Source organism: Pseudomonas sp. TWI628 (assembly GCF_039673865.1).
Classification (GTDB): domain Bacteria; phylum Pseudomonadota; class Gammaproteobacteria; order Pseudomonadales; family Pseudomonadaceae; genus Aquipseudomonas.
This window is the reverse complement of sequence record NZ_JBDJMM010000025.1, coordinates 61,701-84,562: the sequence shown is the minus strand read 5'-3', so window position 1 is coordinate 84,562 and position 22,862 is coordinate 61,701. Positions and strand designations below refer to the sequence as shown.

The following is a 22,862-nucleotide window of genomic DNA, read 5'->3' as shown; positions in this document are numbered from 1 at the left end:
GAATGGGGCGGGCCTGGCTAAATCAGAGCTGGCCCAGCACCGGGGTGTTGACCTTCACATCGGCATTCTGCGCACGGTGGCGCAGCAGGTGGTCCATCAGCACGATGGCCATCATCGCTTCGGCGATCGGCGTGGCGCGGATGCCTACGCACGGGTCGTGGCGGCCCTTGGTGATGACGTCGACCGGGTTGCCATCGACGTCAATCGAACGGCCCGGGGTGGTGATGCTGGAGGTCGGCTTCAGCGCCAGGTGGGCGACGATCGGCTGGCCAGAGCTGATGCCACCGAGGATGCCGCCGGCATTGTTGCTGAGGAAACCTTGCGGGGTCAGTTCGTCACGGTGCTCGGTGCCACGCTGGGCAACGCTGGCGAAACCGGCGCCGATTTCCACACCCTTGACCGCGTTGATGCTCATCAGCGCGTGGGCCAGCTCGGCGTCGAGGCGGTCGAAGATCGGCTCGCCCAGGCCTGGCATCACGCCTTCGGCCACCACGGTGATCTTCGCCCCGACCGAGTCCTGGTCACGGCGCAGCTGGTCCATGTAGGCCTCGAGCTCCGGCACCTTGCTCGGGTCGGGGCTGAAGAAGGCGTTTTCCTCCACCGAATCCCAGCACTTGAACGGGATTTCGATCGGGCCCAGCTGGCTCATGTAGCCACGTACCTGGATGCCCTGGGTGGCCAGGTATTTCTTGGCGATGGCACCGGCGGCCACGCGCATGGCGGTTTCCCGGGCCGAGCTGCGCCCGCCGCCACGGTAATCGCGGATGCCGTACTTGTGGTGGTAGGTGTAGTCGGCGTGGGCCGGGCGGAACAGGTCCTTGATCGCCGAGTAGTGCTTGGACTTCTGGTCGGTGTTGCGGATCAGCAGGCCGATCGAGCAGCCGGTGGTGCGGCCTTCGAACACCCCGGAGAGGATCTCGACTTCGTCGGCTTCCTGGCGCTGGGTGGTGTGCCGGCTGGTGCCGGGCTTGCGCCGGTCGAGGTCGTGCTGCAGGTCGGCGAGGGAGATTTCCAGGCCAGGTGGGCAACCATCGACAATGGCGACCAACGCCGGGCCATGGCTTTCGCCAGCGGTGGTGACAGTGAACAGCTTGCCGTAGGTATTGCCGGACATGGACGCTCCGCGAAATCTGCCTGAGATGAACGAAAGCGGGCAGTATACAGATGGAATGGCTGTCTGTGCGCGGCGTGGGCCTTGCCTGCGAACCTTCCCGCAAACATTGGGTCAAACCGTCATCTCCCCACTGTAGTACCGCATGATGTCGCGCCTCGTCGCCTTCTTCCTCCTGCTGTGCAGCGGCCTGGCCCAGGCCGCTGCCCCGACCGTGCTGCAACGCCCCATCGACCTGGACACCGGCCAGGGCGTGCTGCACGGCAGCCTGCTGCTGCCGCAACAGGCCACGCCACCGCCGGTGGTGCTGATCATCGCCGGCTCCGGCCCCACCGACCGCGACGGCAACAACCCGGCCTCGGGGCGCGTCGACAACCTCAAGCGCCTGGCCCTGGTGCTGGCCAACGAGCACATCGCCAGCGTGCGCTACGACAAGCGCGGGGTGGCGGCCAGCCAGCCGGCCACGCCCGATGAGCGCGACCTCAGCGTGCAACGCTACGTCGACGACGTGGTGGCCTGGAGCCGCAAGCTCAAGGCCGACCCACGCTTCGGCCCGTTGATCCTGGTCGGCCACAGCGAAGGGGCGCTGATCGCCAGCCTGGCCGCCGAGCGTGCCGGTGCCAGCGCAGTGATCACCCTGGCAGGCATGGGCCGGCCCCTGGCGGACGTGCTGCGCGAGCAACTGGCCCAGCGCATGTCGCCAGCGCAGCTGGCCGGTGGCAGCGCCCTGCTCGACCGCCTGCAGGCCGGGCAAACCAGCCTGGACGTGCCGGCACCGCTGCGCCAGGTGTTCCGCCCCAGTGTGCAGCCCTACCTGATCACCTTGCTCCAGCAGGACCCAGCGCAGGCCTTTGCCCGCTTGCCGATGCCTGCGCTGATCGTGCAAGGCCGTAACGACGTGCAGGTCGACGTGACCGACGCCGAACGCCTCAAGGCGGCCAAGCCGGATGCCCAACTGGTACTGATCGACGGCATGAACCACATGCTGCGCATCAGCCCCAAGGACATGCACCTGCAGCGTGACAGCTACCTCAACCCGGAATTGCCCCTGGCACGGGAGCTCGGTGAGCGGGTGGTCAGCTTCATTCACCAGTTGCCATCGGCCTGACCCTCAAACATCGGCAAAACCTGCCGATAACGCGGTATCGGTGCTGATTGAGGCCGCTTTGCGCCCCGATCAGCACCCGCCCGTACCTGAGGAAATGCCTTGATGACCGATGCCCCCGCCGCCGTCGAACCGGCCGAAGAGCCACAGGCCCCGGAGCCTGCCGCCCTGCCCTGGGCCGACCTTGCCGTCGAACACTTCCAGCTGCTGCGTCTGGCGCCCTTGCCCACCGACCGCAACAGCGGTGCACGGCCATTGCGCTTCGTCGAGTTCGCCTACGCCGAGCGCCATGACAAGGCCCACAGCCTGCTGCGCATGGAAATCCGCCTGCCCGGGCAGAAAGTGCGCAAGGAGCAGAACCAGCTGGATGTGCGGGTGGATCACGCCGAGCGCCTGGTGACCCTGGGCAGCGACAGCGGCCTGCAACTGGAGCCGCTGAACCGTGGCCTCGGCCGCTTCATGCTCGGCCAGGCCGTGCAGTGGCTGCAGCGCCGCTGTTCGAACTACCGGGTCGAAGGCATGGCGCTACCCAACAAGGATGCGCTGAACGAGGACACCCGCCTGCGCCGCGACCGTTTCATCACCGCCAGCGGCATGGAAGTGGAATACGCCGACCCGCAGCACCTCAAGGGTCGCACCCTCGACACCACGGTGAGCCAGCTCAAGGGCGGCTGGAATACCGAGAAGGTGCAGCAGTTGGGGATTCTCGATACGGCGGGGATGCTGCAACAGGCCGAGCAGCAGTTGCTGGAAAAAGAGGGGCAACTGCGCGAGCGCGATGAGCGGGTGGCCAAGTATCGGCGCGAGGACAGCGGGTTGCGCTTTACCATCACCTGCCTGGTGGCGTTTGCCGTGTTCCAGGCGGGGTTGCTGATCTGGATCGCTACCCGGTAAGGATCCGGGGCCGCTGTGCGGCCCCCGCAGTCCAACGTCAGACGCGAGCCTTGAACAGCTCTTGGTGCTGACGGCACTGCTCGGCAGTCAGCATGAACACGCCATGCCCGCCACGCTCGAATTCCAGCCAGGCGAAGTCCACTTCCGGGTACAGCGCCTCGACATGCACCTGGCTGTTGCCAACCTCAACGATCAGCAAACCTTTCTCGGTCAGGTGGTCGCCCGCCTCGGCCAGCATCCGCCGCACCAGGTCCAGGCCGTCGTTGCCGCAGGCCAGGCCCATTTCCGGCTCGTGGTGATATTCGGCCGGCATGTCGCCGAAGTCCTCGGCGTCGACATACGGCGGGTTGGACAGGATCAGGTCGAAACGCTGCCCCGGCAGGCCGGCGAAGCCGTCACCCTGCACGGTGAACACGCGCTCGTCGAGGCCATGGCGCTCGATGTTCTGGTTGGCCACTTCGAGTGCGTCGAACGACAGGTCGGCCAGCACCACTTCAGCTTCGGGGAAGACTTCGGCAGCCACGATGCCGATGCAACCGGAGCCAGTGCACAGGTCGAGGATGCGTGCCGGCTCCTGGGCCAGCCACGGCTCGAAGCGCTTTTCGATCAGCTCGCCGATCGGTGAACGGGGCACCAGCACGCGCTCGTCGACGATGAACGACATGCCGCAGAACCAGGCTTCGCCCAACAGGTAGGCGGTCGGCACGCGGTCTTCGATGCGGCGCTTGAGCAGGTGTTGCAGGCGTACCCGCTCATCGTCCTCCAGTTGGCAGTCCAGGTAACTGTCGGCGATTTCCCATGGCAGGTGCACGGCGCCCAGCACCAGCAGGCGGGCCTCGTCCCAGGCATTGTCGGCGCCGTGGCCGAAGAACAGATCGTGCTCGTGGAAGCGGCTGACCGCCCAGCGGATATGGTCGCGCAACGTGCGCAGACGAGATGTGATCACGGGGTACTCCTAATTCAGAACGTACAAAAGTCTAACAGCCCCACCCGCAGATTTGTTCCCCGCGATGCCCCGACGACAGGCCACAGGCCAGTAAACACGCCGCTTGCGATGTCAACCATTCCCATTGGCGCCAAGGCAAGGGAGAATAGGTATACAAAAGCCCTACCCAAGGAGCCCTTGATGTCCGTTCCAACCACGATGTTCCGCCTCACTGGCCGCGACTATCCGCCGGCCAAGCTGAGCCAAGCCAGCCTGATCATCATCGATGCGCAGAAGGAATACCTGAGCGGTCCTCTGCAACTGTCGGGCATGGACGAGGCCGTGGCCAACATCGCCCGGTTGCTCGACGCCGCCCGCAAGGCCGGCCGTCCGATCATCCACGTTCGCCACCTCGGTACCGTTGGCGGGCGCTTCGACCCGCAAGGCCCGGCCGGCCAGTTCATCCCGGGCCTGGAGCCGCGCGAAGGTGAAATCGTCATCGAAAAGCGCATGCCCAACGCCTTCAAGAACACCAAGCTGCACGACACCCTGCAGGCGCTGGGGCACCTGGACCTGATCGTCTGCGGCTTCATGAGCCACTCCAGCGTCAGCACCACCGTGCGCCGCGCCAAGGACTATGGTTATCGTTGCACCCTGGTGGAAGACGCCTCGGCAACCCGCGACCTGGCGCTGAAGGACCAGGTGATCCCCGCCGCGCAGATCCACGCGTGCGAGATGGCCGTGATGGCCGACAACTTCGCCTGTGTCGCCCCTACCGCCAGCCTGATCTGAGCTGACGTTGCGATGACCGCCCGGCAGCCGGGCGGAACCCAAGGGCCGGCCCCAGGTCGAATTCCGGATGTCCACAGAGGAAACTGGAATGAAGCTCAAAGGCAGTTTCGACGCCAAGCGTCTGCGCCCGCGTGAACCGCGTAACTGGGGTGCGCGCATTGCCGCCGGCCTGTCGGCCCTGATCGCCACGTTCGGCGTGCTGCTGGCCATGGCCGGCATCGCCGGGCTGCTCGGCAACTACACCGCCCTGGCCGAACTCAATGCCAACCGCCCGCTGGCCAGCATCCTCGCCGTGGCCGGGCTGCTGCTGCTGTACTTTGGCGTGCGCTTCTGGCGGCGCAGCCGTATCCGCCTGCGCCGCGGACGCGAGCTGAACCTGTCGCCGCACCTGATGAAAAAGCACGACTGAGGCCGATGCAGACGCCACAGGGTTGATCGCGTAAACTACGCCGCCCACGTGGAGGCACCATGCAAGACGACGATTTTTCCCTGTTCAGCGCCGAAGTGCGCGGCGTCAAGCCGATCAAGCACGACCGCGCTGACGTGGGCAAGCCGAAAACCGACCGCAAACAGCTGGCCGGCCTGCGCCAGGCCGCTACCGTGCGCAGTGACCAGGCCCTGGTGATCGACGGCCTGTCCGACCAGTTCGTCATTGACGTGGGTGCCGAAGACGAGCTGATGTGGCGCCGCGACGGCGTGCAGGAAAGCCAGATCCGCAAGCTCAAGCTCGGCCAGATCGCCTTCGAGGGCAGCCTCGACCTGCATGGCATGAGCGTGGAGAAGGCCCGTGAAACCCTGTGGGCCTTCATCGCCGAAGCCACCAAGCTCGAAGTGCGCTGTGTACGGGTGACCCACGGCAAGGCCGCACGCCTGGACGGCAAGCGCCCGATGATCAAGAGCCACGTCAACACCTGGCTGCGCCAGCACCCGCAAGTGCTCGGTTTCACCTCGTGCCAGGCCCGCCATGGCGGCACTGGCGCGGTGTATGTGATGCTCAAGCGAACCATGATGGAAGGCCGCGACGAGTAACGCCGTGCTTGCAGCGCCGCGCGCGGCGCCGTAACCTTCCTTTTTGCGATTTTTACCCACAGGTAGATACATGTCCCTGGAACAGAACTACACCGAGATCCTCAGCCAACTTGGCGAGGACGTCTCCCGTGAGGGCCTGCTCGACACGCCCAAGCGGGCTGCAAAGGCCATGAAGTACCTTTGCCGCGGTTACGAGCAGACGCTGGAAGAAGTCACCAACGGCGCGCTGTTCACCTCCGACAACAGCGAGATGGTGCTGGTCCGGGACATCGAGCTGTATTCGATGTGCGAACACCACATGCTGCCTTTCATCGGCAAGGCCCACGTCGCCTACCTGCCCAAGGGCAAGGTCCTGGGCCTGTCGAAGGTCGCGCGCATCGTCGACATGTTCGCCCGCCGCCTGCAGATCCAGGAAAACCTCAGCCGCCAGATCGCCGAGGCAGTGCAGCAGGTGACCGGCGCCGCTGGCGTGGCGGTGGTCATCGAAGCCAAGCACATGTGCATGATGATGCGTGGCGTGGAAAAGCAGAATTCGACCATGCTCACGTCGGTGATGCTGGGTGAGTTCCGTGAAAACGCCTCGACTCGCAGCGAGTTTCTCAGCCTGATCAAGTGATCGGCGCATATCCCAAGCCGGCCCCCAGGGGTCGGCTTTTTCATTTCAGGAGTAGCCCATGATCGTCAAAGCCCTGCGGGTCGGCCTCGGCCAGCTCATCGTGTTCGGCGACTGGATCAGCCGCCCGGCCAAGCAGAAGCGTGATGTGGCGGCCCAGGCACATGTCGAGCAGGAGGCCAAGGGCCTCGCGCTGTACCAGTTCCATGCCTGCCCGTTCTGCGTGAAGACCCGCCGTACCCTGCACCGCCTGAACGTGCCGGTAGCGTTGCGTGATGCCAAGAACGACGACGTGCATCGCCAGGCGCTGCTCGAAGGTGGCGGCCGGGTGAAAGTGCCGTGCCTGCGCATCGAAGAAGCGGGCAAGGTGACCTGGATGTATGAATCCAAGGCCATCATTGCCTATCTGGACAAGCGCTTCGCGTAAGCCCTGCGCGCCCCTTGTGGGAGCCGCGCTTGCCGGCTCCCACAGGGGCGTGCCAGCTCAGTCGACCATCGGCACATGCCGCGGATGGCTGGCCACCCGCTCAAGCCAGGCGCGCACCGCCGGGTAATCGGCCAGGTCGAACCCGCCCTGATGCGCCACATGGGTGTAGGCATACAGCGCCACATCGGCGATCGAGTACTGGTCGCCGACCAGATACGGCGTCATCTGCAACTGCCGCTCCATCACCTTCAATGCCTTGTAACCGCCCTTGTGCAGCTTGCGGTATTCCTCCACGCGCTCGTCCGGCAGCCCCAGGTAGAACTGGATGAAGCGCGCCACGGCAATGTACGGCTCATGGCTGTACTGCTCGAAGAACTGCCACTGCAACACCTGGGTCCGCAGGCGCGGCTCGCTGGGCAGGAATTCGCTGCCGTCGGCCAGGTAGTTGAGGATGGCGTTCGACTCCCACAGGCAGGTACCGTCCTCGAGCTTGAGCACCGGCACCTTGCCGTTGGGGTTCATGGCCAGAAACTCAGGGGTTTCGGTCTCGCCCTTGAGGATATCCACCGCCTGCCACTCATACGGGCGGTCAAGCAGGCTGAGCATCAGCTTGACCTTGTAGCAGTTGCCCGACTGGTAGTCACCATACACCTTGAACATCGCCCGTCCCCTCCCATGCAGTTGCGAAAACTTGCCCAATAGTTGGCGACTGTACGGCTAAAAGCAATGCCTGCTGTATGGCAAGGATCAATCCGGCCCGCGTTAGTCTGAAAAAACTGCTTACACATGGACAAGGACCCAACCCAATGACCGATGCCACCTCCGCTCGCCTGCGGCCCCTGGCAGACACCTCCCCGTCGGCGGTGGTCGCCGGCTTCATCGCCATGCTCACCGGCTACACCAGTTCACTGGTGCTGATGTTCCAGGCCGGCCAGGCAGCCGGCCTGACCAACGCGCAGATTTCTTCGTGGATCTGGGCGCTGTCGATTGGTATGGCGGTGTGCAGCATCGGCCTGTCGCTGCGCTATCGCACCCCCATCACCGTGGCCTGGTCGACCCCCGGTGCGGCGCTGCTGATCACCAGCCTGGGCGGGGTCAGTTACGGCGAGGCCATCGGTGCCTACATCACCTGTGCGGTGCTGGTGCTGATCTGCGGCCTGACCGGCAGCTTCGAGCGCCTGGTCAAGCGCATTCCGGCGTCGCTGGCCTCGGCCTTGCTGGCCGGGATCCTGTTCAAGATCGGCAGCGAAATCTTCGTTGCCGCCCAGCACCGCACTTTGCTGGTACTGGGCATGTTCTTCAGCTACCTGCTGGTCAAGCGCCTGTCGCCGCGCTACTGCGTGCTGGCCGCCTTGCTGGTGGGCACGGCGTTGTCCGGCGCCCTCGGCCTGCTGGACTTCAGCGGTTTCAAGCTGGAGGTGGCCACCCCTGTGTGGACCACGCCAAGCTTCTCGCTGGCTGCGACCATCAGTATCGGCATTCCGCTGTTCGTGGTGGCCATGACTTCGCAGAACATGCCTGGCGTGGCCGTGCTGCGCGCCGACGGCTACCAGGTGCCCGCCTCGCCGCTGATCTCAACGACGGGCCTGGCTTCGCTGCTGCTGGCACCGTTCGGCTCGCACGGGGTCAACCTGGCGGCGATCAGCGCGGCGATCTGCACCGGGCCGCATGCCCATGAAGACCCGAGCAAACGCTATACCGCGGCGGTGTGGTGCGGGATCTTCTATGGCATTGCCGGTACGTTCGGCGCCACCCTGGCGGCACTGTTCGCGGCGCTGCCGAAGGAGCTGGTGCTGTCGATTGCGGCGTTGGCGCTGTTCGGCTCGATCATGAACGGGTTGACCGTGGCCATGAGCGAGGCACGGGAGCGGGAGGCGGCGCTGATTACCTTCATGGTGACGGCTTCGGGGTTGACGCTGTTCTCGATTGGTTCGGCGTTCTGGGGGATTGTGGCGGGGGTGTTGACCTTGCTGATCCTCAATCCGCGCAAGGTCTGAAGGTTTATGCTGCCTGTGCTGGCCTCTTCGCGGGTTTACCCGCGAAGAGGCCAGCACAGGCGATCACAGCCTGAAGTGGCCGACCATGCCTTTGAGGTCATTGCCCAGCTGCGCCAATTCGATACTGGAGCGGGCATTGTCCTGCATCGCCAGCGCCGCCTGGTCGGCGCTGCCGCGGATCTGCGTCACGCTGCGGCTGATCTCTTCGGCCACTGAACTCTGCTGCTCGGCCGCCGCCGCAATCTGCTGGTTCATCTGCTGAATCAACGACACCGCCACCGCAATACTGCCCAGCGCACTTTCGGTCTGCAGCGCATCGGCCACGGCCAGGCGCACCAGCTCGGTACTGCCGCGGATCTGCGCCACCGACTGCTGGGCATTGCCGCGCAGGCTGGCCACCAGACGTTCGATTTCCTCGGTCGACTGCCGGGTGCGCCGGGCCAGCGCCCGCACCTCGTCGGCCACCACCGCAAAACCACGCCCCTGCTCACCCGCCCGGGCCGCTTCGATGGCCGCGTTGAGCGCCAGCAGGTTGGTCTGCTCGGCCACGCTCTTGATCACCTCCAGCACATCACCAATGGTGTGGATCTCGGCACTCAGGCTGTCGATGCCGGCGCTGGCGGTGTCCGCTGCCGTGGCCAATTGTTCGATGCGCTGCATGCTCTCGCGCACCACGCGCTGGCCGGCGTCAACCTTGTCGTCGGCGGCCTGCGCCGCCTGTGCGGCTTCTTCGGCATTGCGCGCCACGTCGTGCACGGTGGCGGTCATCTGCTGCATGGCGGTGGCCACCTGCTCGGTCTCTTCCTTTTGGCTGCCAACTTCGCGGTTGGTCTGTTCGGTCACCGCCGACAACGCCTGGGCGCTGCCGGCCAGCTGCTCGATACCTTGCTGCAGGCCACTGACCACGCCAGACAGCCCGGCGGCCATCTGCTGCATGGCTTGCATCAACTGGCCGACTTCATCACTGCGCGCCGCCTCGCTCTCCAGGCTCAACTCACCTGCGGCAATGCGCTGGGCACGGCCGATCACGCGCTTGAGCGGGCCGACCACGGCGCGGGTAATCAGCCAGGCAGCAAGGATGCCCACCAGCAACGCCAGCCCGGTGGCCAAGGCAATGGCCAGGCTGTTGCGCGCCAGTTCAGCCTGCATGGCTTGCTGATCGGCGGCATAGGCCTGGTCGACCCGCCCCGTGACCTGCTCGGCACGCGCCTGCAACTGCGCCTTGATGCCTTGCTCCTTGCCCAGCAGGTCGGTGTATTCATTGAGCTTGTCGGAGAAGCTGGCAATGTGCCCGGCCACCTCGCCGAGGACACTCTGGTAACCCGCATCAGCGACAGCAGCCTTGAGCTGTTCGACCAGTTGCGCCGCCTCGACCGTCTGGGCGATGCGGCCTTGCTCCCCCTCCTCGCCCTTGCGGCTCTTGTCCAGGCGTACCCGCGCTTCATCCATGGCCTGCAGCATCAGCCGCGACACCTGTGCCACCTGCCCGGCCTGTTCGAGGAACTCGCCACCTTGCTGGCCCTGGGACTGCTTGAGGGTGTAGGTGGCATCGTCAGCCAGGCCGGACTGCAACACATCGAGGTTGTTGGCCACGCTGGACACCGACCAACTGGCCATGTCCAGCGCCAGCTCCTTGGCCTGCACCGCTTCGACGAAGGCTTCGAAGGCCTCGCCGTAAGCCGAGAGGTCTGCCTCGGCCGCAGCCAGCGCTGGCAGGCTGCGGGCGCGCTCGGCAAGGTTGTGCAGGCCGCTGCGCAAGGCCTCGGCCTCCTTGATGTCGGAGCGCAGGGCAAAGGCCTGCTCGTGCTGGCGCAGCCGCAGCAGGTCGGTATTGATCTGGCCCAGCTGGCGCAAGCCGTCGAAGCGCTGGCCAACGCTGTGCAGCGCCGCGATGCCGATGGCCGCCACCGCGACGGTCAGCAGCAACACCAGGGCAAAACCCAGGCCCAGTTTGCGGGCCATGCCCAGGTTGGCCAGAACACCGTGCCTGCTCGTCGCCATCACCGATTCCCCTTCACCGTGCAAGGTTTTGCCAAGGGCCAAGCGTGGCAACCTTGTTGCCCTGCAAACAAGAGGTTGGCGGCAAAATGGTGTCAAATAGCTATGAGCGTGTCGCGATCAGCTAGCTGAAGGTCGCCCTGCATGCTGAAGGAAGCCTTGGGCGCGGGTGTCCTGCCCGTAGGCGACATTGATGCGCAGCCAGTCGCTGCTGGCGCCCTGGTAGTCGAAGGCGCTGCCCGGGGTGAGCAACACCGCATGCTCCAGCCCCAGGCGCTCTAGGCTGGCGAAGTCACGCCCGGGTACCCGCGCCCAGACGAACATGCCGCCATACGGTTCGCAGAACACCTGCCAGCCATACTGTTCCAGTTGGCCGAGCAACTTGGCCATGTGTTGCCCCAGGCGCACCCGCAGGCGCTGGACGCTTTTGCGGTAGCTACCGTTGGCCAGCATCTGGCCGACCACCTGCTCGGCGAAGCGTGAAGTGCCGATGCCGCTGACCATCTTTAGCTCGGCCAGGCGCGCCAGCAGGGGGGCGTCGGCCACCAGGTAGCCGACCCGCAACGAACTGCTCAGGGTCTTGGAGAAGCTGGCCAGGTAGATCACCCGCTGCTCGCTGTCGAGGGTGGCCAGGCGGGTGGCCGGGCCTTCCTGGTAGTCGGCGTAGATATCGTCCTCGATGATGCGCAGGTCATGCTCGCGAGCCAGCTCCAGCAAGCGATAGGCAACCTTGGGCGCAAGGCTGGTGCCGGTGGGGTTGTGGTACAGGCTGTTGGTGAACAGGCAGCGCGGGCGGTGCTCGGCCAGCAGGCGTTCGAGCACCGCCAGGTCAGGGCCGGCCGCTGTGCGCGGCACCGGCAGCATGTGCACCTGATGCTGGCGCAGCAGGTTGTAGAGGTTGTAGTAACCAGGGTTTTCCACCAGCACGGTATCGCCGGGGCGCAACAAGGTACGCACCAGCAGGTCGAGGCCATGGCTGGCACCCTGGGTGGTGAGGATGCGCTCGGGGCCGGCAGCGATGTCCAGCCGCGCCAGGCGCTTGTGCAAGTGCTGGCGCAGGCTGGCCAGGCCTAGCGGCGGGCAGTAGTCGAACAGGTCCTGGGGGTTGCCGCGGCTGACCTGGCGGATCGCCTGGGCCAGTTCGACGTCTGCGCGCCAGCTGTTCGGCAGCCAGCCGCAACCGAGCTTGAGCAGTTCGTCATGGCCTTCGCGGAACTGTCGCCAGCTGCCATCGCCCGCCTCACCCCACACCGGCGGATTGTCGGCTTCGAGGGCGGCTTTGCGCTCGGCAACGAAAAAGCCAGTGCCGTGTCGCGCTTCCAGCCAACCGCTGGCGACCAGGCGATCGTAGGCCTCGATCACGCAGGAAGCACTGACCGACTGGCTGCGGGCCAGGGTACGGATCGACGGCAGGCGGGCACCGGGGCGCAGGCGCTGCTGTTCGATCCAGGCTTGCAGGTGGTCGGTGAGTTGCTGCACCAGCGCAGTGGGGCTTTGGCGGTCGAGGGTGAAGTGCATGGGCTAAGTGTTTGGTTGTTTTGAGCGAACAGTTAAGCATAAATGCGGCTTGGGTGTGCCTTGTTGGATGCTTGGGCCCAGGGCAATGTCTGCTGCACCGAGAACCAGGACCATCCCATGCCCCCGCGCCACTCCCCCGCCCTGCTGGCCTTCGCCCTGTGCCTGATCACCCTGGCAGTCAACCTGCAGGCTCCGCTCTACATCACCTACGCCGATCTCTCCGGCCAAGGCGCCGCCGCCACAGCAGTGGCCTTCTCCGGCTACGTACTGGGCGTGCTGCCGGTGTTGCTGGCCCTGGGCGGGCTGGCCGACCGGGTCGGGCGACGGCCACTGATCCTCGCCGCGCTCGCACTGTCGATGGTTGCCACCTTGCTCATGCTGTTCGCACCGAGCCTGCAGACGCTGGGCGTGGCGCGCTTCTTCCTGGGCCTGGGCACCGGCCTGGCCTCGGCCACGGCAACCGCCTACATGGCGGAACTGATGGGCGCCAGCAGCAGCGCCCGCGCCGCCAACTGGGTCACCGCCAGCACCTCACTGGGCTTTGGCCTCGGCGCTGCACTGACCAGCCTGTTCCTGCTGGGCGGCCCGAGCCTGACGCCCGGCAGCTTCCACTTGCAATTGCTGCTAGGCGCAGTGGCGCTGCTGCTGGTGTGGCGCTTGCCCGACCCGCGACCGGCACAGCGCAGTGCCATGCTGCGCCTGCCCTGCTACCCGCGCGGCAGCGTGGTGTATGGCCTGGCCATTCTGCTGGCCTGGGCCTGCGTCGGGCTGGTGATCGCCCTGCTGCCCGGCATCCTGCGCCAGCATGGCCTGAGCGACTGGTCGGGGTTTTCGACGTTCTGCGTAATCAGCTGCGGCCTGCTGTTCCAGCCGCTGGCCCGGCGCATGTCCAGCCGCTCGGCCACCCTGCTGGGCATGGCGATCCTGCCGTGCAGCTATGCCTTGCTGGCCTGGGGCGCGCACAATGGCCACCTCTGGGCCGTACTGGCCGGCACGGTGGCGGCCAGCAGCGCCTGCTATGGGTTCATCTACCTCGGCGGGCTGGCGGCAGTGAACGAGTTGGCCGGGGCCGAGAAGACCCGCGCCAGCGCAGGGTTCTTCCTGCTGGCCTACCTGGGCTTCAGCGTGCCGGTGATCCTGACCGGCATACTGAGCGACCGCCTGGGCTCGGGTGTGGCCTTGCAGGGGTTTGGCGGGGTCTTGCTGGTGGGGTGCATGGCGGTTGCCGGTTCGTTACAAGGCGCAAGGCAAAGCGGGCATCAGGCAATCAACCGGTAAAGCTTCGAGTCACGCGGGGTGGCTGCACAAGAACGCCTGCGACGCGCGGCCGAGGATAAGCCTCTCGGCCTGATCGAGGCTGATCTTGGGGATGACCGCCGCCGGGATCTTCGATGTGGCAGAAAGGTTGTAGACGGCGAAGTGCTCGTTCACAACCCGGTCGGCCATCAGCTTCAGCGAGGGCAGGATGCGCCGCTCATAGGACTCGTCCAGATGGCAGCGAGAAGCCGCCTGGCCCGGCGTTTCATAAAAGCGCCCTACTGCCTGGTCGAGGTCTACACCCACCAGGAAAACCTGATTGAAACCCAGGTGATAGGCAAGCTGTAACGCCGCATAAGCTACCGTACGTGCATCGAAAAACCCCAGCGACAAATCTTTGCTGAAACCTACCGAACGCGAGCGGCTGCCCCATAAAACACGGCTGCGCACCAGCAATGGGTCGGGGTTGAACAGCAAATCCTGCAGACTGGAGCGGGCTGCCTTGGCCAACGGGAAGACCTGCCCGTTGATTGGCTCCGGCAAAGTATCGACTTCATCTGGCCAGATCGCCAACCGCTGGCTGAGCCGTACCGCCTTGGCGTAAAGCTCAGGCTGCTGCTGCGCAAACCCGGTGTCGGTGCACACATAGAAGTAAGGACGCACGCCATGGTCGGCGAACATCGAAATCGCGCCGTTGACGGTGATCATCGGCACACCAGCGAAATGCTGCAGTGGGAAGCCCTTGGCAGATGCTCCCGATGCCACGATGAACACGGGTCCTTCGGCTATACCCCGGCAAGCCGCAAAATCCAATATCGAGGCATGGCAGCCGGGCTTTTGGGCGCTGACTGTCTCCATGACGCTTTCCAAATCCTGAAGCGCCAGAGTATACACTGTGAGTCAGCGAAGCACCTATACACCGGGCGTACGGCCTGCACCACTCGAGGTTCAGATCGCAGTTGCCCCGCCATCCACTGCCAGGCTATGCCCGGTTGTGAACGCCGCCCCGTCACTGCACAGGTAGAGCACCGCACTGGCAATTTCCTCGACCTTGCCAATACGCCCGACCGGGTGCATCGCGGCGGCAAACTCAGCCTTGCGCGGGTCTGCCTCGTAGGCACGGCGGAACATGTCGGTGTCGATCACCGCCGGGCACACGGCATTCACCCGGATACCCTTCTTGGCATACTCGATGGCCGCCGATTTGGTCAGGCCGATCACCGCATGCTTGGAGGCGGCGTAGATGCTCATCTTCGGCGCAGCGCCCAGGCCCGCCACCGAGGCGGTGTTGACGATCGCGCCACCGCCCTGGGCCAGCAGCAGTGGCAGCTGGTATTTCATGCACAGCCATACGCCTTTGACGTTGACCCCCATGATGGCGTCGAACTCGGCCTCGCTGCCATCGGCCAGGCGCCCCTGTTCGATCTCGATGCCGGCATTGTTGGAGGCGTAGTCCAGCCGGCCATACGCCTCGATAGCGCGCTCATGCAACCGGCGCACCTGGGCGTCCTGGGTTACGTCACAGGCCACGAACAGCGCCTCGCCACCCGCTTCGCGAATCAAGGCCACCGTGGCCTCGCCCCCGGCCGCGTCGAGATCAGCCACTACCACCTTCAGGCCCTCGCGGGCAAAGGCCAATGCCGTCGCCCGGCCAATACCTGCTGCACCGCCAGTGACCAGGGCTACCTGGCCGGAAAAGGTCATGCTCATCGTCTGCTCCTGAGGGTGATGGATGGGCCCTGAGTCTAGTCAGCCCACCGCCCGGCTGGGCAGCATCATCAAGGCAGCGGTTGGGCTACCATGCTTACCAGTGATTTTGCGGACCAACCTGCATCAGCAGGTTAAATTGACCGCTGTGCCTCATCGCCCACAAGGACCTGCCATGACCCAGACCAACCGCCGCTTCCTGCTTGCCAAACGCCCGGTCGGCGCCGTGCGCCGTGACGATTTCACCTTCGAGACGGTGCCCGCCGAAGCCCCCGCCGCCGGCCAGATCCAGGTACGCAACCTGTATCTGTCGCTGGACCCAGCCATGCGCGGCTGGATGAACGAAGGCAAGTCGTATATCCCGCCCGTCGCCCTCGGCCAGGTGATGCGCGCCCTGGGTGTGGGCGAAGTGGTCGCTTCCAATCACCCGGACTACAAGCCTGGTGACCATGTCAGCGGCGCCCTCGGGGTGCAGGACTACTTCACCGGCGAACCCCAGGGCCTGCACAAGATCGACCCCAGCCTGGCGCCGTTGCCCCGCTACCTCTCGGCTTTGGGCATGACCGGCATGACCGCCTACTTCGCCCTGCTTGAAGTTGGCCAGCCCAAGGCCGGCGAAACCGTGGTGATCTCCGGTGCGGCCGGCGCGGTGGGCAGCATCGTCGGCCAGATCGCCAAGCTCAAGGGCTGCCGTGTGGTCGGCATCGCCGGTGGCGCGCAGAAGTGCCAGTACCTCAAGGACGAACTGGGCTTCGACGGCGTGATCGACTACAAGGCCGAAGACGTGCTGGCCGGCCTGAAGCGCGAATGCCCCAAAGGCGTCGACGTGTACTTCGACAACGTCGGCGGCGACATCCTCGACGCCGTGCTCACCCGCATCAACTTCAAGGCGCGCATCGTCATCTGCGGCGCCATCAGCCAGTACAACAACAAGGAAGCCGTCAAAGGCCCGGCCAACTACCTGGCGCTGCTGGTGAACCGCGCCCGCATGGAGGGTTTCGTGGTGATGGACCACGCCAAGGACTATGGCAAGGCCGCGCAGGAAATGGCCGGCTGGCTGGCCACGGGCAAGGTCAAGAGCAAGGAGGATGTGGTGGATGGCCTGGAGACGTTCCCCGAGACGCTGCTCAAGCTGTTCAGCGGCGAGAACTTCGGCAAGTTGGTGTTGAAGGTGTGAGTCTGTAAGATTGGCTATCGCCACTGAAACCAGTGACTGGGATTTGCAGAGTAGACCATGATCAAGATCACCCCCACCATCGAGTGCTCCAACACCGCCCCGTTCGTCCTCTTCGGCGGCATCAACGTGCTCGAGTCCGAGGACCTGGCCCTGACCGCCTGCGCCGAGTACGTTCGGGTTACCGAGAAACTGGGCATCCCTTACGTGTTCAAGGCCAGCTTCGACAAGGCCAACCGCTCCTCGATCCACTCCTACCGTGGCCCGGGCATGGAAGAAGGCCTGCGTATCTTCGAGAAGGTGAAGGCTGAGTTCGGCGTACCGATCATCACCGACGTGCACGAGATCCACCAGTGCGCCCCGGTGGCCGAAGTGGTCGATGTGCTGCAGCTTCCCGCGTTCCTGGCCCGCCAGACCGACCTGGTGGTGGCACTGGCCAAGACTGGCAAGCCGGTCAACATCAAGAAGCCGCAGTTCCTCAGCCCGTCGCAGATGCAGAACATCGTGCACAAGTTCAAGGAAGCCGGTAACGACCAGCTGATCCTGTGCGACCGCGGTACCTGCATGGGCTACGACAACCTGGTGGTCGACATGCTGGGCTTTGGCGTGATGAAGCGCACCTGCGACAACCTGCCGATCATCTTCGACGTCACCCACGCCCTGCAGAACCGCGACCCATCGGGTGCAGCCTCGGGTGGCCGCCGCGAGCAGGTGGTCGACCTGGCGCGTGCCGGCATGGCGGTTGGCCTGGCCGGGCTGTTCCTGGAGGCTCACCCGAACCCGGACCAGGCCAAGTGCGACGGCCCGAGCGCCCTGCCGCTGGACAAGCTGGAGCCGTTCCTGGCGCAGATCAAGGCGCTGGATGACCTGATCAAGGGCTTCCAGCCACTGGTTATTGCCTGATTCAACCCCGCGCAATGCAAAAAGGGCCGGCATGCACTGCATACCGGCCCTTTTTTCAGCCTCCGATCTATCGCTTCATCGCGCCATGCCTAGCTCAGCATCATCCATCAGTGCCTTGGCCATCGCACTCAGGTAGTGCGAGGCCCAGATCATCATGGGCTTTTCATCCATCAGGCCGATGATGGTCAGCTCTCTTACATAGCCCATCAACTCCGAGGCCTGCTCGCGGGCATCCCGGCAGGGAATGCCTGGCTCGATGCGGAACAGCGGATGGGTCTGGCATTCGCCTTGGAAGAAGGTGGTTTTGCCGACAGTGAATTGGGTGTCGTCTGTGCTCATCGATTCCTCTCCTGAAGTTGTCGATTGCCTGTTATGGCTTCAATGCAGGCTGGTGGACCGCTCCAGGGCCAGTGACAGCGCATCTGCCTGGCCCCAGGCAATCTGCATGGCGCGCAGCCCATTCACCAACGATTCACGGGTGTGATCATCTTCGATGGCGTCGAGGATTCGGTGGCAATGGTTGTAGGCGAGCATCAGGTAGTGGGTGACGTTCATCACCACGTGATCGATGGGCACGATGCCTTCGCTGACGGCGTTGGTGAGGGTCTTGTCGGAGGGTAGGTCGAAATGATGGGGTGGGTCGGGGACGATCTTTTTCATAAAGGCTCCTGAACGCTTGGGACTGCCGCTTCCGTTTCCACAGGAAGGGCGGCAGCTGTACACGGAGTGGAAACCCGAGTGCATTCAGGAAAACTCGGTAGGCACAGGCCTTCCGGGTACAGCCGCCATTAACGACAAACCCAAAATGCTTGATGCGGGTTTCCACACCCGATCGCTGAACTGCCAGCGACCCAGAGAGGCTAAAGGGCAGCGTATTCAGGAACAATCAGACGCGAGTCGACAGGGCTTGTAGGATATTTCCAGCCACATCATGCCGCCAGCCTCAACTTGTAGGACCCTTCTGAAAATACAGTAGGAAGAGCCATACAGACCCGCGTTTATTCCGTTACATCCCCTCTGAAGCCTCAAAGCCCATGCCATCCAACGCAGCGAAGTAGCGTTCGCGCTCAAACTCAGGTATTGATGTGCGCGCTTTCATGAGGAGATCGTTGTGGAGTGGTACGAATCGTTGTTTCTGCAGGCCTGCGCCCATGTCATGACTCTGGCGAAAATAGCCCAGCCTCGCACCCCGCAAGGTGCACTGAAGCTGAATGTCACCAGCACCTATGAGTTGGTGGAAGCCTACCAACGTGGTGTGACCCTGGCCTTCAACGCTAAGGAGTTGCAGCAGCACTTCGTCGAAGGCGCAGATTGCGCGCTGCTGATCCTGACGAGCGAACACCAGTTCACCAGCACGTTGCAAGACATCAAGCGCCAACACGATGTGGTGCTGAGTGCCTCGCTCGGGACCAATATCCGGTCCAGCGATTTCGCAACTTATCACGTTGACGTTGCGCTCATCCGCGCAACGAAAGCCGGTGCGATGGATATCGCCCACTAAGCAAGGGCTGCTCACAGCAGCCCTTCAACCAAATTAGCCGCGGATCTCTGCCACCACAGCTGCCAGCGCCTGGGCCGGGTCCGCCGCTTTGCTGATCGGGCGGCCGATCACCAGGTAATCGGAACCTGCGTCCAGCGCCTGGCGCGGCGTCAGAATGCGGCGCTGGTCGTCCAGCGCGCTACCCGCCGGGCGAATGCCTGGAGTCACCAGTTGCAGGCCAGGGTGCGCAGCTTTCAACGCTGGCGCTTCCAGCGCCGAGCACACCAGCCCGTCCATGCCGGCCTTTTCAGCCAGCGCAGCCAGGCGCAGCACCTGCTCCTGCGGGTCCACGTCCAGACCAATACCCGCCAGGTCTTCACGCTCCATGCTGGTCAGCACGGTAACGCCGATCAGCAACGGCTGCGGGCCGCTGCGCTTGGCCAGCTCTTCACGGCAGGCCGCCATCATGCGCAGGCCGCCGGAGCAGTGGACGTTGACCATCCACACACCCATTTCTGCAGCAGCCTTCACAGCCATGGCGGTGGTGTTAGGGATATCGTGGAACTTGAGGTCGAGGAACACCTCGAAGCCCTTTTCGCACAGGGTCTCGACAATGCCGGCAGCGCTGCTGGTGAACAACTCTTTGCCCACCTTCACCCGGCACAGAGCAGGATCGAGCTGGTCGGCCAGCTTGAGGGCGGCATCACGGGTTGGGAAATCCAGGGCGACGATCAGGGGCGTCTGGCAGGCGGACATGGTCAAGGTCTCTTTGGTAATTCGTAAACGGCGCGCATTGTAAACGAAGTGAGCGTGCCTTTGGGGCCAGGGCGCCATCAGAATTGGCCCAGACAGGTACGGCTCCTATAATTGAACCAACGGATAAGGCCATCGCTCAAAATTTGTACAAGCGAAACCTTCAAAGCGCATAGGAGAACGACAATGCCCTGGTATGCCTGGCTGATACTCATCATAGCCCTCGGCTCGATCGTGGGCGGGTTGATGATGTTGCGCGATACAGCGAAAAAGCTGCCGCTGACGGAAGAACAGCTGCGCAAAGTGCATAAACGCAATGCCGAGGCGGATGCCAAGGATGCGCAGGACCGGTAAGCTGCAGGCGGTGACGCCGGGGCAGACAGTTGCCAGCCCCGGCCAGCTACCCTACTCCACGACCAACTTGCCCCGGTTGCGCTCCAGCAGCGCATTGCCTATTCCTTTGATCTCCAGCAGTTCATCTACCGAAGCGAACGGCCCGTTGGCATCCCGATAAGCCACGATCGCTTCGGCCTTCGCTTTGCCAATGCCATTGAGTTCCTTTTGCAAGGTCGGCGCATCTGCGGTGTTCAGGTTCAACATGCCGGATGGCGCTTGTACCTGGCTTACCATCGGCACCGGCTCCTTCGGAGCAGCGTCTGTTGCAGGCGCGGCGCTGAGTGAAAAAGACAAGCCGGCAAACAGCGGCAACAGCAGGTAATTGAGGACGGTATTACGCATGAAGGTCACTCCTGTGAGTTGAGTTTGAAAGCAGCAAGATCCTTGGCTGCCCACTCAAGCTAGCGGCTCACAGGCCATTCTCCCAGCGTTTGTCGCAAGGGAATAGTAACCAGATTAGACGTCACAGCATGTTGCACGCCCGCCAGGTAAAACATCCCACAGCGGCCGTGCACAGTCCCTTCAAACTCAGAAGATTGTGTCGCGCAGTACCCGTTGCAGGTACTGACCATAGCCGTTCTTCATCAGGGGTGCGGCCAGCTTTTCCAACTGCGCAGCGTCAATCCAGCGCTGACGGTAGGCAACCTCTTCAGGGCAAGCGACTTTCAGGCCCTGGCGGCGTTCGATGGTGGCGATGAAACCGCTGGCTTCGAGCAGCGAATCATGGGTGCCGGTATCCAACCAGGCATAGCCCCGCCCCATCACCTCGACAGACAATTGCTCGCGCTCAAGGTACAGGCGGTTGAGGTCGGTGATCTCTAGCTCGCCGCGAGGCGAAGGCTTGAGCCCCTTGGCCATCTCGATCACATCCTTGTCGTAGAAGTACAACCCTGTGACCGCGTAGTTGGACTTGGGTTTGGTCGGTTTCTCTTCCAGGCTGATGGCCTTACCGCGACTGTCGAACTCGACCACGCCGTAGCGCTCGGGGTCGGTCACATGGTAAGCGAAGACACTGGCCCCCTCGTTGCGGCCCATGGCATCGAGCAGCAGCGCTTGAAAATCATGGCCGTAATAGATGTTGTCCCCCAACACCAGTGCCGACAGGTCGTTACCGATAAAGTCCTCACCAATGATGAAGGCCTGGGCCAGGCCATCGGGCGACGGTTGCACGGCATAGGTGATGTTGATGCCCCACTTATGGCCATCGCCGAGCAACTGCTCGAAGCGCGGCGTGTCCTGCGGGGTGGAGATGATCAGGATGTCACGAATGCCCGCCAGCATCAGCGTGGTCAGCGGGTAGTAGATCATCGGTTTGTCGTACACCGGCAGCAGTTGCTTGGAGATCGCCAGTGTGGCCGGGTGCAGGCGCGTACCGGAGCCGCCAGCGAGAATGATGCCTTTGCGGTTGAATGTGCTCATATGGTGTAAATCTCAGTCAGGCGTGCGGCCAGTTAATTGCCATCTCTTTGCCATTATAGATAAGGCATTCAGATGCGCCCGTTATGCGGAGCGCCCGGCATAGTTCTTCTCGACCCATTCGCGATAGCTACCCGACAGTACACCTTGGACCCATGGCTGGTTGTCCAGATACCACTGAACAGTTTTACGGATACCGGTTTCAAAGGTTTCCGCAGGTTTCCAGCCCAATTCACGCTCAAGCTTGCGCGCGTCGATGGCGTATCGGCGATCATGGCCAGGACGGTCGGAGACGAAGCTGATCTGGCTGGCATAGGGCTGCCCGTCTGCACGAGGGCTCAGCTCGTCGAGCAGCGCGCAGACGTGATGGACGATGCCCAGGTTGGGCATCTCGTTCCAGCCGCCGACGTTGTACACCTCACCCACCTGGCCTGCTTCGAGGACTCGGCGGATGGCACTGCAATGATCCTTGACGTAGAGCCAGTCGCGAATTTGCTGGCCGTCACCGTACACCGGCAGCGCCTTGCCGGCCAAAGCATTGACGATCATCAATGGGATCAACTTCTCGGGGAAATGCAGCGGGCCGTAGTTGTTCGAGCAGTTGGTGGTCAACACCGGCAGGCCGTAGGTGTGGTGGTAGGAGCGTACCAGGTGATCGCTGGCAGCCTTGCTGGCTGAATAGGGGCTGTTGGGTTGGTACTGGTGTGTTTCAGTGAACGCCGGTTCGTCAGCGGCGAGCGAGCCATATACCTCATCGGTCGATACGTGCAGAAAGCGGAAAGCCGCACGGCCCGGCTCGTTCAGCGACTGCCAGTGCTCACGCACCGCCTCGAGTAGCTGGAAAGTACCCACCACGTTGGTTTCGACGAACGCCTGCGGGCCATGGATCGACCGATCGACATGGGACTCGGCGGCAAAGTTGAGTACTGCTCGTGGCTGGTGCTCGGCAAACAGACGACGCAGCAGCGGGCCGTCGCCGATATCGCCGTGCACGAAGACGTGCTGCGTATTGCCTTCCAGGCTCACCAGGCTCTGCAGGTTGCCTGCGTAGGTCAGCTTGTCCAGGTTGATGAGGGTCTCATCCGACTGACTTATCCAGTCGAGCACGAAATTCGCGCCAATAAAGCCGGCTCCGCCGGTTACCAGGATTGTCATGGGGCTGGTCAGTCCAAAAATTGGGGCGTATGGGGATGCCGATAGTGTAAACGCGATTGCGACTACCTCAAGCCTCATTAAAGAACTTGCAAAGCTGGGGGGGACGTCAATTCACCATTTGTACCCTGGCAGCGTGTTAGCGCGCTTGCTGCACGGTGACCCCCTACCGCCAACAGACTCAACCCTGCAGCTGTTAGTCAGGCACCACAAAT

The 22,862-nt window shown here is 63.6% G+C and carries 26 protein-coding genes; 13 read left to right on the top strand and 13 right to left on the bottom strand.

Going from position 1 to position 22,862, the window contains the following annotated elements:
* Window positions 1-22: 22 nt before the first annotated feature.
* On the bottom strand, window positions 23-1,114 hold the full coding sequence (aroC, locus tag ABE528_RS19745) for a chorismate synthase (protein ID WP_346653850.1): 1,092 nt from the start codon (window positions 1,112-1,114) through the stop codon (window positions 23-25).
* A 142-nt stretch (window positions 1,115-1,256) separates the two neighbouring features.
* Here aroC and ABE528_RS19740 point away from each other — a divergent pair, with 142 nt between their 5' ends.
* Both ABE528_RS19740 and ABE528_RS19735 read left to right on the top strand, forming a co-directional pair.
* Window positions 1,257-2,219, top strand: coding sequence for an alpha/beta fold hydrolase (locus ABE528_RS19740; RefSeq protein ID WP_152959337.1), 963 nt, complete (start codon window positions 1,257-1,259; stop codon window positions 2,217-2,219).
* A gap of 102 nt (window positions 2,220-2,321) precedes the next feature.
* A complete protein-coding gene (locus tag ABE528_RS19735) occupies window positions 2,322-3,110 on the top strand; it encodes a hypothetical protein (protein ID WP_152959338.1) in 789 nt (262 codons plus the stop codon).
* 37 nt (window positions 3,111-3,147) lie between these two features.
* On the opposite strand, the gene prmB is transcribed toward ABE528_RS19735, so the two are convergent.
* Window positions 3,148-4,056, bottom strand: coding sequence for a 50S ribosomal protein L3 N(5)-glutamine methyltransferase (gene prmB, locus ABE528_RS19730; protein ID WP_346653849.1), 909 nt, complete (start codon window positions 4,054-4,056; stop codon window positions 3,148-3,150).
* Window positions 4,057-4,236: 180 nt separating this feature from the next.
* Here prmB and ABE528_RS19725 point away from each other — a divergent pair, with 180 nt between their 5' ends.
* The 5 genes from ABE528_RS19725 to ABE528_RS19705 all read left to right on the top strand — a co-directional run bounded on the left by ABE528_RS19725 (window position 4,237) and on the right by ABE528_RS19705 (window position 6,896).
* Window positions 4,237-4,827, top strand: coding sequence for a cysteine hydrolase family protein (locus tag ABE528_RS19725; RefSeq protein WP_085675474.1), 591 nt, complete (start codon window positions 4,237-4,239; stop codon window positions 4,825-4,827).
* An 88-nt stretch (window positions 4,828-4,915) separates the two neighbouring features.
* A complete protein-coding gene (locus ABE528_RS19720) occupies window positions 4,916-5,236 on the top strand; it encodes a hypothetical protein (RefSeq protein ID WP_152959339.1) in 321 nt (106 codons plus the stop codon).
* 59 nt (window positions 5,237-5,295) lie between these two features.
* Window positions 5,296-5,856, top strand: a complete 561-nt coding sequence (locus tag ABE528_RS19715; RefSeq protein ID WP_152959340.1) for a Smr/MutS family protein — start codon at window positions 5,296-5,298, stop codon at window positions 5,854-5,856.
* 70 nt (window positions 5,857-5,926) lie between these two features.
* Entirely contained in the window at window positions 5,927-6,472 is a 546-nt protein-coding gene (folE, locus tag ABE528_RS19710; protein ID WP_103449647.1) for a GTP cyclohydrolase I FolE, read from the top strand.
* A gap of 58 nt (window positions 6,473-6,530) precedes the next feature.
* Window positions 6,531-6,896: a glutathione S-transferase N-terminal domain-containing protein gene (locus ABE528_RS19705; RefSeq protein ID WP_152959341.1), complete on the top strand. Its 366-nt coding sequence runs from the start codon at window positions 6,531-6,533 to the stop codon at window positions 6,894-6,896.
* Between the two features lie 57 nt (window positions 6,897-6,953).
* Here the strand turns inward: ABE528_RS19705 and ABE528_RS19700 are convergent, their stop codons facing one another.
* Window positions 6,954-7,556, bottom strand: coding sequence for a glutathione S-transferase family protein (locus ABE528_RS19700; RefSeq protein WP_152959342.1), 603 nt, complete (start codon window positions 7,554-7,556; stop codon window positions 6,954-6,956).
* Window positions 7,557-7,702: 146 nt separating this feature from the next.
* Between ABE528_RS19700 and ABE528_RS19695 the strand changes: the two genes are divergently transcribed.
* On the top strand, window positions 7,703-8,893 hold the full coding sequence (locus ABE528_RS19695) for a benzoate/H(+) symporter BenE family transporter (RefSeq protein ID WP_346653848.1): 1,191 nt from the start codon (window positions 7,703-7,705) through the stop codon (window positions 8,891-8,893).
* A 63-nt stretch (window positions 8,894-8,956) separates the two neighbouring features.
* On the opposite strand, the gene ABE528_RS19690 is transcribed toward ABE528_RS19695, so the two are convergent.
* On the bottom strand, window positions 8,957-10,894 hold the full coding sequence (locus ABE528_RS19690; protein ID WP_346653847.1) for a methyl-accepting chemotaxis protein: 1,938 nt from the start codon (window positions 10,892-10,894) through the stop codon (window positions 8,957-8,959).
* 117 nt (window positions 10,895-11,011) lie between these two features.
* Entirely contained in the window at window positions 11,012-12,409 is a 1,398-nt protein-coding gene (locus ABE528_RS19685) for a PLP-dependent aminotransferase family protein (RefSeq protein ID WP_346653846.1), read from the bottom strand.
* Between the two features lie 117 nt (window positions 12,410-12,526).
* Between ABE528_RS19685 and ABE528_RS19680 the strand changes: the two genes are divergently transcribed.
* Window positions 12,527-13,687, top strand: a complete 1,161-nt coding sequence (locus ABE528_RS19680; protein ID WP_346653845.1) for an MFS transporter — start codon at window positions 12,527-12,529, stop codon at window positions 13,685-13,687.
* Between the two features lie 9 nt (window positions 13,688-13,696).
* On the opposite strand, the gene ABE528_RS19675 is transcribed toward ABE528_RS19680, so the two are convergent.
* Window positions 13,697-14,524 (bottom strand): lipopolysaccharide biosynthesis protein, encoded by an 828-nt coding sequence (locus tag ABE528_RS19675; protein ID WP_346653844.1) that lies wholly within the window; start codon window positions 14,522-14,524, stop codon window positions 13,697-13,699.
* Between the two features lie 90 nt (window positions 14,525-14,614).
* Window positions 14,615-15,376 (bottom strand): SDR family oxidoreductase, encoded by a 762-nt coding sequence (locus tag ABE528_RS19670; protein WP_346653843.1) that lies wholly within the window; start codon window positions 15,374-15,376, stop codon window positions 14,615-14,617.
* A 172-nt stretch (window positions 15,377-15,548) separates the two neighbouring features.
* On the opposite strand from ABE528_RS19670, the gene ABE528_RS19665 reads away from it, so the two are divergent.
* Window positions 15,549-16,550 carry an NADP-dependent oxidoreductase gene (locus ABE528_RS19665; protein WP_152959349.1) on the top strand — a complete coding sequence of 334 codons (1,002 nt, stop codon included), beginning with the start codon at window positions 15,549-15,551 and terminating at the stop codon, window positions 16,548-16,550.
* A gap of 57 nt (window positions 16,551-16,607) precedes the next feature.
* Window positions 16,608-17,450, top strand: a complete 843-nt coding sequence (kdsA, locus tag ABE528_RS19660) for a 3-deoxy-8-phosphooctulonate synthase (protein ID WP_346653842.1) — start codon at window positions 16,608-16,610, stop codon at window positions 17,448-17,450.
* 75 nt (window positions 17,451-17,525) lie between these two features.
* Here kdsA and ABE528_RS19655 read toward each other — a convergent pair whose 3' ends face one another.
* Window positions 17,526-17,789 (bottom strand): DUF3077 domain-containing protein, encoded by a 264-nt coding sequence (locus tag ABE528_RS19655; RefSeq protein WP_346653841.1) that lies wholly within the window; start codon window positions 17,787-17,789, stop codon window positions 17,526-17,528.
* Between the two features lie 39 nt (window positions 17,790-17,828).
* Window positions 17,829-18,110: a hypothetical protein gene (locus ABE528_RS19650; protein WP_110639718.1), complete on the bottom strand. Its 282-nt coding sequence runs from the start codon at window positions 18,108-18,110 to the stop codon at window positions 17,829-17,831.
* Window positions 18,111-18,561: 451 nt separating this feature from the next.
* Here ABE528_RS19650 and ABE528_RS19645 point away from each other — a divergent pair, with 451 nt between their 5' ends.
* Window positions 18,562-18,951, top strand: coding sequence for a hypothetical protein (locus ABE528_RS19645; protein WP_346653840.1), 390 nt, complete (start codon window positions 18,562-18,564; stop codon window positions 18,949-18,951).
* 33 nt (window positions 18,952-18,984) lie between these two features.
* On the opposite strand, the gene pyrF is transcribed toward ABE528_RS19645, so the two are convergent.
* Window positions 18,985-19,686 carry an orotidine-5'-phosphate decarboxylase gene (gene pyrF, locus ABE528_RS19640; RefSeq protein ID WP_060508910.1) on the bottom strand — a complete coding sequence of 234 codons (702 nt, stop codon included), beginning with the start codon at window positions 19,684-19,686 and terminating at the stop codon, window positions 18,985-18,987.
* Window positions 19,687-19,869: 183 nt separating this feature from the next.
* Between pyrF and ABE528_RS19635 the strand changes: the two genes are divergently transcribed.
* On the top strand, window positions 19,870-20,037 hold the full coding sequence (locus ABE528_RS19635) for a DUF2897 family protein (protein WP_346653839.1): 168 nt from the start codon (window positions 19,870-19,872) through the stop codon (window positions 20,035-20,037).
* Between the two features lie 51 nt (window positions 20,038-20,088).
* Here the strand turns inward: ABE528_RS19635 and ABE528_RS19630 are convergent, their stop codons facing one another.
* The 3 genes from ABE528_RS19630 to rfbB form a co-directional block, all read right to left on the bottom strand.
* Window positions 20,089-20,421 carry a ComEA family DNA-binding protein gene (locus ABE528_RS19630; protein WP_346653838.1) on the bottom strand — a complete coding sequence of 111 codons (333 nt, stop codon included), beginning with the start codon at window positions 20,419-20,421 and terminating at the stop codon, window positions 20,089-20,091.
* 186 nt (window positions 20,422-20,607) lie between these two features.
* Window positions 20,608-21,498 (bottom strand): glucose-1-phosphate thymidylyltransferase RfbA, encoded by an 891-nt coding sequence (gene rfbA / locus ABE528_RS19625; protein ID WP_346653837.1) that lies wholly within the window; start codon window positions 21,496-21,498, stop codon window positions 20,608-20,610.
* An 81-nt stretch (window positions 21,499-21,579) separates the two neighbouring features.
* Window positions 21,580-22,650 carry a dTDP-glucose 4,6-dehydratase gene (gene rfbB, locus ABE528_RS19620; RefSeq protein WP_346653836.1) on the bottom strand — a complete coding sequence of 357 codons (1,071 nt, stop codon included), beginning with the start codon at window positions 22,648-22,650 and terminating at the stop codon, window positions 21,580-21,582.
* Window positions 22,651-22,862 lie beyond the last annotated feature (212 nt).

Bases quoted from the DNA above. Each gene is read 5' to 3' on its own strand.
- folE (WP_103449647.1), top strand. From the start codon at position 5,927: ATGTCCCTGGAACAGAACTACACCGAGATCCTCAGCCAACTTGGCGAG.
- ABE528_RS19740 (WP_152959337.1), top strand. From the start codon at position 1,257: ATGATGTCGCGCCTCGTCGCCTTCTTCCTCCTGCTGTGCAGCGGCCTG.
- ABE528_RS19705 (WP_152959341.1), top strand. From the start codon at position 6,531: ATGATCGTCAAAGCCCTGCGGGTCGGCCTCGGCCAGCTCATCGTGTTC.
- ABE528_RS19635 (WP_346653839.1), top strand. From the start codon at position 19,870: ATGCCCTGGTATGCCTGGCTGATACTCATCATAGCCCTCGGCTCGATC.
- ABE528_RS19650 (WP_110639718.1), bottom strand. From the start codon at position 18,110: ATGAAAAAGATCGTCCCCGACCCACCCCATCATTTCGACCTACCCTCC.
- ABE528_RS19725 (WP_085675474.1), top strand. From the start codon at position 4,237: ATGTCCGTTCCAACCACGATGTTCCGCCTCACTGGCCGCGACTATCCG.
- rfbB (WP_346653836.1), bottom strand. From the start codon at position 22,650: ATGACAATCCTGGTAACCGGCGGAGCCGGCTTTATTGGCGCGAATTTC.
- ABE528_RS19630 (WP_346653838.1), bottom strand. From the start codon at position 20,421: ATGCGTAATACCGTCCTCAATTACCTGCTGTTGCCGCTGTTTGCCGGC.
- ABE528_RS19700 (WP_152959342.1), bottom strand. From the start codon at position 7,556: ATGTTCAAGGTGTATGGTGACTACCAGTCGGGCAACTGCTACAAGGTC.
- aroC (WP_346653850.1), bottom strand. From the start codon at position 1,114: ATGTCCGGCAATACCTACGGCAAGCTGTTCACTGTCACCACCGCTGGC.
- ABE528_RS19715 (WP_152959340.1), top strand. From the start codon at position 5,296: ATGCAAGACGACGATTTTTCCCTGTTCAGCGCCGAAGTGCGCGGCGTC.
- ABE528_RS19690 (WP_346653847.1), bottom strand. From the start codon at position 10,894: ATGGCGACGAGCAGGCACGGTGTTCTGGCCAACCTGGGCATGGCCCGC.
- ABE528_RS19680 (WP_346653845.1), top strand. From the start codon at position 12,527: ATGCCCCCGCGCCACTCCCCCGCCCTGCTGGCCTTCGCCCTGTGCCTG.
- ABE528_RS19655 (WP_346653841.1), bottom strand. From the start codon at position 17,789: ATGAGCACAGACGACACCCAATTCACTGTCGGCAAAACCACCTTCTTC.
- ABE528_RS19685 (WP_346653846.1), bottom strand. From the start codon at position 12,409: ATGCACTTCACCCTCGACCGCCAAAGCCCCACTGCGCTGGTGCAGCAA.
- ABE528_RS19720 (WP_152959339.1), top strand. From the start codon at position 4,916: ATGAAGCTCAAAGGCAGTTTCGACGCCAAGCGTCTGCGCCCGCGTGAA.
- ABE528_RS19735 (WP_152959338.1), top strand. From the start codon at position 2,322: ATGACCGATGCCCCCGCCGCCGTCGAACCGGCCGAAGAGCCACAGGCC.
- ABE528_RS19695 (WP_346653848.1), top strand. From the start codon at position 7,703: ATGACCGATGCCACCTCCGCTCGCCTGCGGCCCCTGGCAGACACCTCC.
- ABE528_RS19670 (WP_346653843.1), bottom strand. From the start codon at position 15,376: ATGAGCATGACCTTTTCCGGCCAGGTAGCCCTGGTCACTGGCGGTGCA.
- pyrF (WP_060508910.1), bottom strand. From the start codon at position 19,686: ATGTCCGCCTGCCAGACGCCCCTGATCGTCGCCCTGGATTTCCCAACC.
- ABE528_RS19665 (WP_152959349.1), top strand. From the start codon at position 15,549: ATGACCCAGACCAACCGCCGCTTCCTGCTTGCCAAACGCCCGGTCGGC.
- rfbA (WP_346653837.1), bottom strand. From the start codon at position 21,498: ATGAGCACATTCAACCGCAAAGGCATCATTCTCGCTGGCGGCTCCGGT.
- ABE528_RS19675 (WP_346653844.1), bottom strand. From the start codon at position 14,524: ATGGAGACAGTCAGCGCCCAAAAGCCCGGCTGCCATGCCTCGATATTG.
- kdsA (WP_346653842.1), top strand. From the start codon at position 16,608: ATGATCAAGATCACCCCCACCATCGAGTGCTCCAACACCGCCCCGTTC.